Source organism: Streptomyces pimonensis (assembly GCF_041380215.1).
Lineage (GTDB): Bacteria > Actinomycetota > Actinomycetes > Streptomycetales > Streptomycetaceae > Streptomyces > Streptomyces pimonensis.
The window spans coordinates 1-646 of the sequence record NZ_JAHWZY010000140.1 but is presented as its reverse complement, the minus strand read 5'-3'; the positions used below and the strand labels follow the sequence as shown (position 1 = coordinate 646).

The 646-nt window shown below is 70.7% G+C and carries 1 protein-coding gene; it reads left to right on the top strand.

Annotation, left to right across the window (positions count from 1 at the left end):
- Window positions 1-2 precede the first annotated feature (2 nt).
- On the top strand, window positions 3-646 hold a 644-nt coding region (locus KYY02_RS33720; RefSeq protein WP_371244900.1), incomplete at its 3' end, for a transposase family protein.

The window sequence follows — 646 nt, the reverse complement described above, 5'->3', positions numbered from 1 at the left end:
CCGTGCTCGATGTCCGCAGGGCAACTGCCGAGCAACTCGCGAAGCTGCTGCGCGGGCACCGCGAGCGGCTCGGGACCCGCAAGGGCACTCGCGCGCTGGGCGTCTTCAGGCAGGCGGTGCTTGTGCTGCGCTGGTTCGTCGACGGTACCCGGCTGGTCCAACTCGCCCGGGACAACGGCATCTCCGTGCCGACCGCCTATCGCTATCTACATGAGGGATTGACCGTACTGGCCGACCACGCGCCCGATCTGTCCACCGCGCTGGAGAGGGCGGCGGCAGCCGGGTACACCCACCTCAACCTGGACGGCACGGTGATCCGCACCGACCGCGTGGCCGCCGCCGGCCCCAACGGCGCGGACCTGTGGTGGTCCGGCAAGCACAAGCACCACGGAGGAAACGTGCAGGTCATCGCCGCCCCGGACGGCTGGCCCATCTGGGTCTCCCCAGTCCGCCCGGGTCGCGAGCACGACACCACTTGCGCACGAGCCCACGGACTGGTCGACGCCCTGAACCGGCTCGCCGCCACCCTGGGCATCCCCACCCTGACCGACCTCGGCTACGAGAATGCGGGGCCCGGCTTCCGCCACCCGGTCAAGAAGCCCAAGGGCGGTGAACTCGCCCAGCCCGACCAGGCGTTCAACGCCGT